This window comes from Nakamurella sp., assembly GCF_048594475.1.
In the GTDB taxonomy this organism is placed as follows: Bacteria; Actinomycetota; Actinomycetes; order Mycobacteriales; family Nakamurellaceae; genus Nakamurella.
In genome coordinates this window covers 1-6,594 of the sequence record NZ_JBMDXT010000264.1, presented here as the reverse complement: position 1 = coordinate 6,594, position 6,594 = coordinate 1, and the positions used below count along the sequence as shown (strand labels likewise).

7 protein-coding genes are annotated in these 6,594 nt (G+C 74.3%); 4 read left to right on the top strand and 3 right to left on the bottom strand.

The genetic code is table 11. The features are described 5' to 3' along the window. Both ACOJUF_RS12330 and ACOJUF_RS12325 read left to right on the top strand, forming a co-directional pair. Positions 1-880, top strand: an 880-nt coding sequence (locus ACOJUF_RS12330; RefSeq protein WP_420122143.1) for a potassium channel family protein, incomplete at its 5' end; no start/stop codon positions are given. Positions 881-938: 58 nt separating this feature from the next. After that, complete coding sequence (locus ACOJUF_RS12325) at positions 939-1,775, top strand: GAF and ANTAR domain-containing protein (RefSeq protein WP_420122142.1); 837 nt, start codon at positions 939-941, stop codon at positions 1,773-1,775. Between the two features lie 190 nt (positions 1,776-1,965). On the opposite strand, the gene ACOJUF_RS12320 is transcribed toward ACOJUF_RS12325, so the two are convergent. Beyond that, complete coding sequence (locus tag ACOJUF_RS12320) at positions 1,966-2,829, bottom strand: sigma-70 family RNA polymerase sigma factor (RefSeq protein ID WP_420122141.1); 864 nt, start codon at positions 2,827-2,829, stop codon at positions 1,966-1,968. A gap of 308 nt (positions 2,830-3,137) precedes the next feature. Here ACOJUF_RS12320 and ACOJUF_RS12315 point away from each other — a divergent pair, with 308 nt between their 5' ends. Continuing rightward, complete coding sequence (locus tag ACOJUF_RS12315) at positions 3,138-3,671, top strand: SixA phosphatase family protein (RefSeq protein ID WP_420122140.1); 534 nt, start codon at positions 3,138-3,140, stop codon at positions 3,669-3,671. Positions 3,672-3,725: 54 nt separating this feature from the next. Here the strand turns inward: ACOJUF_RS12315 and ACOJUF_RS12310 are convergent, their stop codons facing one another. Continuing rightward, on the bottom strand, positions 3,726-4,541 hold the full coding sequence (locus tag ACOJUF_RS12310; protein WP_420122139.1) for an inositol monophosphatase family protein: 816 nt from the start codon (positions 4,539-4,541) through the stop codon (positions 3,726-3,728). Positions 4,542-5,211: 670 nt separating this feature from the next. Between ACOJUF_RS12310 and ACOJUF_RS12305 the strand changes: the two genes are divergently transcribed. Continuing rightward, positions 5,212-6,165, top strand: a complete 954-nt coding sequence (locus tag ACOJUF_RS12305; protein ID WP_420122138.1) for an LLM class F420-dependent oxidoreductase — start codon at positions 5,212-5,214, stop codon at positions 6,163-6,165. Positions 6,166-6,284: 119 nt separating this feature from the next. Here the strand turns inward: ACOJUF_RS12305 and ACOJUF_RS12300 are convergent. Further along, a partial coding sequence (locus ACOJUF_RS12300) for a YbaK/EbsC family protein (protein WP_420122137.1) occupies positions 6,285-6,594 on the bottom strand: 310 nt, incomplete at its 5' end.

Below are 6,594 nucleotides of genomic sequence, written 5' to 3'. Positions count from 1 at the left end.
CCTGATCGTCCTGGTCGGCACCACCATCGAGGTGCTCACGGAGCGGAGCCGGCAGCAGTTCCGCACGAGTCGCTGGAGAAAGCGCGTGAAGAAGCACACGGTCGTCATCGGCTACGGCATGAAGGGCCGGTCGGCGGTCGGTGCGCTGATCGATCAGGGCTACCCGGCGGACCACATCGTGGTGGTGGACAGCGACGGCGGCAACATCAAGGCCGCCACCGGTGACGGGTGCGTCGGCGTGCTCGGCGACGCCCGCCGCGAGGAGGTGCTGCGGCAGGCCGCGGTGCCGAGCGCGACCCAGGTGATCGTCGCCGCCGATCGGGACGACACCAGCGTGCTGGTCACGCTGACCGCCCGGCGGCTGGCCCCGAACGCGACCATCGCCGCGGCCGCCCGCGAGGAGCAGAACATCGAGGTGCTGCGGCAGGGCGGGGCGGACGTCGTCATTCCCACCGCCGAATCGGCGGGCCGGATGCTGGGCCTGTCCATCGTCGCGCCCAACGCCGGCGAGGTGATCGAGGATCTGCTGGAGCCGGTCGCCGGCCTGCAGATCACCGAGCGCGAGGTGCGACCCGAGGACGTGGGCCTGGCCCCGGCCCGGCTCCAGGCCCGCGGCGAGATCGTCCTGACCGTCATCCGCAACGGCGTGTCCCACCGGTTCGACTCCGGCGGGGTCAAGGTCTTCCAGCCCGGTGATCGCATCGTGGTCATCAAGGCCAACGCCGACCAGCCCGAGTCCCCGTCGAGCCGATCCCCGCGGACCCGGCGGGCGGCCGAGCCCGATCTGACCGGGCTGGCCGACCGGTCCCGCCTGCCACCGGGATCCGAGCCGCGGGACGCCCAGCCGCCGGTCCGTCCGGCGGTGCGTGACCTGCGCTGACGCCGGGCCGCCCCGCCGGCCGCGCCCTCGCCACCCTCCACAGGAAACAATGGAGACGATGACCGCCCACGACACCCCGACCGAGGCCGCCGCCGACGCCGCGGTCGGCACCACGGTCGACACCGAGATCGACACCGCTGAGATGGACACCCAGATCGACACCGGGGTCGCCGCCGCCGCCGAACCCGACCTGCAGTCGGATCTGGACTGCCAGTCCGGGTCCGCGCTGGCCGAGGCCGCCCGGGCGGTCGCAGCCAACCCCAAGGTGCAGGACGCCCTGCAGTCGGTGGTCGACCTGGCCATGGCCGAGTGCGAGTGCTTCGGCGCGAGCGTCACCCTGGTCAAGACGACCGGCGGGGCGGAGACGACGGCGACCTCGTGCGAGCTCATCGAGCAGGCGGACGAGCTGCAGTACCAGTTCGACGAGGGACCCTGCCTCCGTGCGGCCGAGCAGGGCGGCGCCTACCTGATCGTGGACACCGCCACCGACCCGCGCTGGCCGGTCTGGGGTCCGGCGGTCGCGGCGATGGGCCTGCGCAGCGTGCTGAGCATCCACCTGTTCACCGACGCCCGGGTGCTGGGTGCCCTGAACCTGTACTACGAGGACATCACCGAGTTCGCCGACGACGAGGTCGAGACGGCCAAGGTCGTCGCCGCGCACGCCTCGGTCGCGCTCGCCCGCATCCGGTCCGAACGGGACCTGTGGCGGGCGATCGACTCCCGGCATCTCATCGGGCAGGCCCAGGGGATCCTGATGGAGCGGTTCCGGCTGACCCCGGAGCGGGCCTTCGCGGTGCTGCGCCGGCACTCGCAGCAGCACAACATCAAGCTGCACGAGATCGCCTCGACGCTGGTCCGCACCGGGCACCTGCCGGGCGATACCGAGACCGGCTGAGCCGGCCGCCGACCGGGTCGGGCCCCGTCGGCGACGGTCGGGCCATCGGGCGCCATTGTCCCGGCCCTCGTCGGACCGCCCCGATGCCGGCCACGGCCCGTGACCCGGACCGCGCGTCGGCGTGAGCGTCCTCGTCGAGCGGGAAACCGGGCTCGGCGACGCCGCGCCGAGCCCGGTCCCCGGGGCCGTTCTACCGTTCCAGGCAGGACCGCAGCTTCTCGGTGATCACCCGCAGCCAACGGGACACCTGCATCTGGCTGACGCCGATCTCGCGCCCGATGCGGGACTGCGACCAGCCGTTGTCGAACCGCATGTGCACGACGTCGCGTTCCCGTTCGGTCAGCGCGTCCATCAGCCGCTCGACGGTGGCCCGGTCCTCGATGCGGCCGATCTCGCGGTCCTCCTCGCCCCAGGACAGGGCCAGCGCCAGGCCGGGCCCCTGCTCCTCGTCCAGCGACCGCGGACGGCAGCAGGCCGAGGCCGCGCGGGCCTCCCCGATGTCCTCGGGGCGGGCGCCGGTGACCTGGGCCAGCTCCAGGTCGGTCGGCGCGCTGCCGTCCCGGTGCCGGTGGGTCTGCTCGGCCTCGGAGATGGCCGCCCGCAGCTCCTGGATGCGCCGCGGCGGTCGCACCAGCCACGAGTGGTCGCGGAAGTACCGCTTGATCTCGCCGACGATGGTGGGCACCGCGAACTGCAGGAAGTCGTCGCTGCGTCCGGGCTGCCACCGCTGGACGGCCTTGACCAGACCGAGGCACGCGAGCTGCTCCAGGTCGCCCCGCTCGACGCCGCGGCCGGCGTACCGGGAGGCCAGGGACCGGGCGACCGGGAGGTACTCGGTGACGATCCGGTCGCGGCAGCGCTGCAACTCCACCGGGTCGGTGCAGGTGGCGCTGTAGGCCAGCAACTCCCGCACGCGCTGAGCGCGTTCACCGGTGGGCGCGGCGGCGATGGTGTGTCCAGGGGCCGGGCGCGGAGCCTCGGTCGGGACGGGGATGTCGGCGATGCGGACGGAGTCGGCGGTCGCCAGGACGGGTGGTTCCAGTACTGCGGTCACAAGGAACTCCTGACAGATCAGGACGATTCCTGGCGCCTCTGCTGGACCAGAACACCTACTGAACCACAGTGGCGGCGCGGATTCAAACCTGGGAGCGCTCCGACGAGGAGAACGGCGTGTGCCCGGGCGATTGCCGACCGTGGCAGGACCACGGCCCCGGCGGGTCCGGGTTTCCACGGCGGATCCGGCGCCGCAGGTGCCGTCCGGACTCCTGCGGCGCTCGATGGTGGCCCGGCCCGTTCGGCCACTAACGTGATGCCCGGCCGGGGCGGATGCCCCCGGCGCCGCACCACCGGCCAGGAGGACGGATGCCCGATCAGGACCTGCCGATCGCGGGGCCGGCCCGCACCCTGGTGCTGATGCGGCACGCCGAGGCCGGTGGCGCCGCCCGGGACCACGACCGGCCGCTGACGCCCGCCGGTGTGCGGGCGGCGGCCGCGGTCGGGGACTGGATGCGAGCCACGTTGCCGCCGGTCGACCTGACGATCTGCTCGACGTCCACCCGCACCCGCCAGACCCGGGACGCGGTCGCCGTGGGCGGGGAGGTGCGCTATTCGGACGAGCTCTACGGCGGCGGCGTCGACGACATCCTGGACCAGATCGCGACCGCCCCGGACGCCGCCCGCACACTGCTGGTCGTCGGGCACGCGCCGACGGTCCCGTCCACCGCGTGGGAGCTCGTGACCCAGGCCGCGCCGGACGGGGCGCGCGAGCCGGGCGCCGGCGACGACCTGCGCCGCTTCGCCCCCGGCTCGGTGGCCGTCCTGACCACCACCGCGGGCTGGGACCGGCTGGGCGAGTTCGGCGCGGCCCTGCGGACCGTCCGGCACCCCACGGCCTGAACCGGGCCGCCGCCCGACCGCGGCGGGGCGGGGCGGGGCGGGGCGGCCCGACCGTCAGGCCGCGACGTCGGCGTCCCGCAGCTCGGTCAGGACGGCGGCGATCTCGTCGAACAGCGCCGGGCCGGCCACCAACAGCCCGGGCTGGCCGGCGATCGGTGAGGTGCGGATGGCCAGTGCGCCGGCCTCCTGCGCGATCAGGCCGCCGGCCGCGACGTCCCAGGCCTTCACGCCCTCCTCGAAGTAGGCGTCGACCGACCCCGAGGCCACGGCACACAGGTCCAGCGCGGCCGACCCGATGCGCCGGATGTCCCGGATCCGCGGCAGCAGCGCGGCGATCAGTGCGCCCTGCCGGCGCCGGATCTCCGGGTCGTACCCGAAGCCGGTGGCCACCAGGGCGTGTCCCAACGGCACCGGGTCCTTGACCTTCAGCGGCCGGCCGTCGACGCTGGCTCCCACCCCACGAATCGCGTGGAAGGTCCGCTTGGTCAACGGGTTGTGCACGACGCCGACGATCGGGCCGTCCGCGTCCTCGGCGGCGATGCTGACCGCGAACGAGTCCAGCCCGTAGAGGTAGTTCACCGTGCCGTCCAGCGGATCGATCACCCATCGGATGCCGGTCGCCGACTCCCGCTCCGACCCCTCCTCGGCCAGCAGCCCGTCGTCGGGGCGCTCCGACAGGATCAGCTTGACCAGCATGGATTCGGCGCTGCGGTCCGCATCGGACACCGGGTCGGTCGCCGACGATTTCGCGGTCAGGCCCTCGATCTTGCCGAACCGGTTCATCAACTCGCATCCGGCCGCGCGGGCTCCGCGCATCGCCAGATCGAGCAGCCGGGCGGGATCCACAGGGGTCTCGGACGTCGTCGCCATGCCTTCATCCTGCCCGGCCACCGCCCGGTGCGTCGCGCGGCGTCCGGGCGCGCACCGCCGCGGCCAGTGGCCCCGCGTCCGCAGGATCCGCCTGTCCGGTCGCGGGTGATCCCTGCCTCGCGGGTCCCCGGCCGTCACCCGGGCGCGCAGCGCGCCAGCGAGCGAAGAATGACGCTCGCCCAGCGAGCGCCGGCCTTCACTCGGGACGCACCGCCGCGGCAGTGGCCGCCCCGCGTCCGCAGGATCCGCCGGCCCGGTGCAGGGTGATCCCTGCCCGGCGGGCAAGGCCTTCACCCGCGACGCACCGCGCCAGCGAGCGAAGGATCACGCCCGCCCAGCGAGCGCCGGCCTTCACTCGGGACGCACCGCCGCGGCAGTGGCCGCCCCGCGTCCGCAGGATCCGCCGGCCCGGTGAAGGGTGATCCCTTCCCGGCGGGCAAGGCCTTCACCCGCGACGCACCGCGCCAGCGAGCGAAGGATCACGCCCGCCCAGCGAGCGCCGGCCTTCACCCGCGACGCACCGCCGCAGCGGTGACCCCGCGTCCGCAGGATCGGCCGGCCCGGTCAAGGGTGTCGCCGCCTCGGCGGGCCCCGGCCGTCGCCCGAGGTCGAGCCCAGGGCTCGCCACGCCGTCGCCACCGACCACGGTGCGGGCACCTAGGCTGCGGGCATGGACCTGCGCATCTTCACCGAACCGCAGCAGGGCGCCGCCCACGCCGACCTGGTGGCGGTCGCCCGGGCCGCCCGGGACGGCGGCTTCTCGGCGTTCTTCCGCTCCGATCACGTCCTGGCGATGAGCGGCGACGGCCGGCCCGGACCCAGCGAATCGTTCGTCAGCCTCGGCGCGATCGCCGCTCAGGTGCCGGACATCCGGCTGGGCACCCTGGTCACATCGGCGACCTTCCGCCACCCGTCGATGACGGCGCTCGCCGCCGCCACGGTCGACGACATCTCCGGTGGGCGGCTGGAACTCGGTCTGGGGACAGGCTGGTTCGAGGCCGAGCACACCGCCTACGGGCTGGACTTCGGCGCCTCGTTCGGCGAGCGGTTCGACCGGCTCACCGAACAGCTGGAGATCATCACCGGGCTGTGGGGGACGCCGGCCGGGGCGACGTTCGACCACGCCGGCCGGTTCTACACCCTCGCCGGATCCCCCGGGCTGCCCAAGCCCCGGCAGCGGGACTCGGCCGGCCGGCCCCACCTGCCGATCATCATCGGCGGCAAGGGCCCCAAGCGCACCCCGGCCCTCGCGGCCCGGTTCGCCGACGAGATCAACGTCGCCTTCGTCGATCTCGCCGAGATCACAGCGCAGTACGAGCGGGTCCGCGGGGCATGCGCGGCGATCGGCCGCGACCCGGCGACGCTGGTGTACTCCACCGCGCACACCACGTTCGTCGGCGCCGACGAGGCCGAGTTCACCCGGCGCGCCGCGGCCGCCGGCCGCACACCCGAGCAGGCCCGGCAGAGCCCGCTGGCCGGAACGGTCGACCAGGTGCGGGACACGCTGCTGGCCTACGCGGCGGCCGGGGTGCAGCGGGTCTACCTGCAGATCCTCGATCTGCACGACCTGGAGCACATCGCGCTGATCGCCCGGGAGATCCTGCCGGCCGTCCGCGACCGCTGACCCGGACGTTGCCGCCGGCGCCCACCGGACACCGAACACCGAACACCGATTCGACGCCCGGGCACGATCGTGCGGGGGGGTCGCCCGGGTCCCGCCTCGCCGGCGGCCGCCGCGCCCGGTCAGACCGGGACGGCGAGTCCCTCGATCACCTCGGCCCCGGGTACCTGCGCCAGCAGGGCACCGTCGAGGACGATCTTGGCCGCGCGGATGCCGGCGCCGATGACCACCGGCCCGGCGGCGACCACCGCGGCGTCGACCAGGATCGGCCAGTCGGCGGGCAGGCCGATCGGGGTGATCCCGCCGTACTCCATGCCGGTGCGTGCCACGGCGTCGTCCATCGGCGCGAAGGAGAGCTTGCGCACGTCCAGCCGGCGCCGGACGGCACCGTTCACGTCCGCCCGGGTGGTCGCCAGGATCACCGCGGCCGCC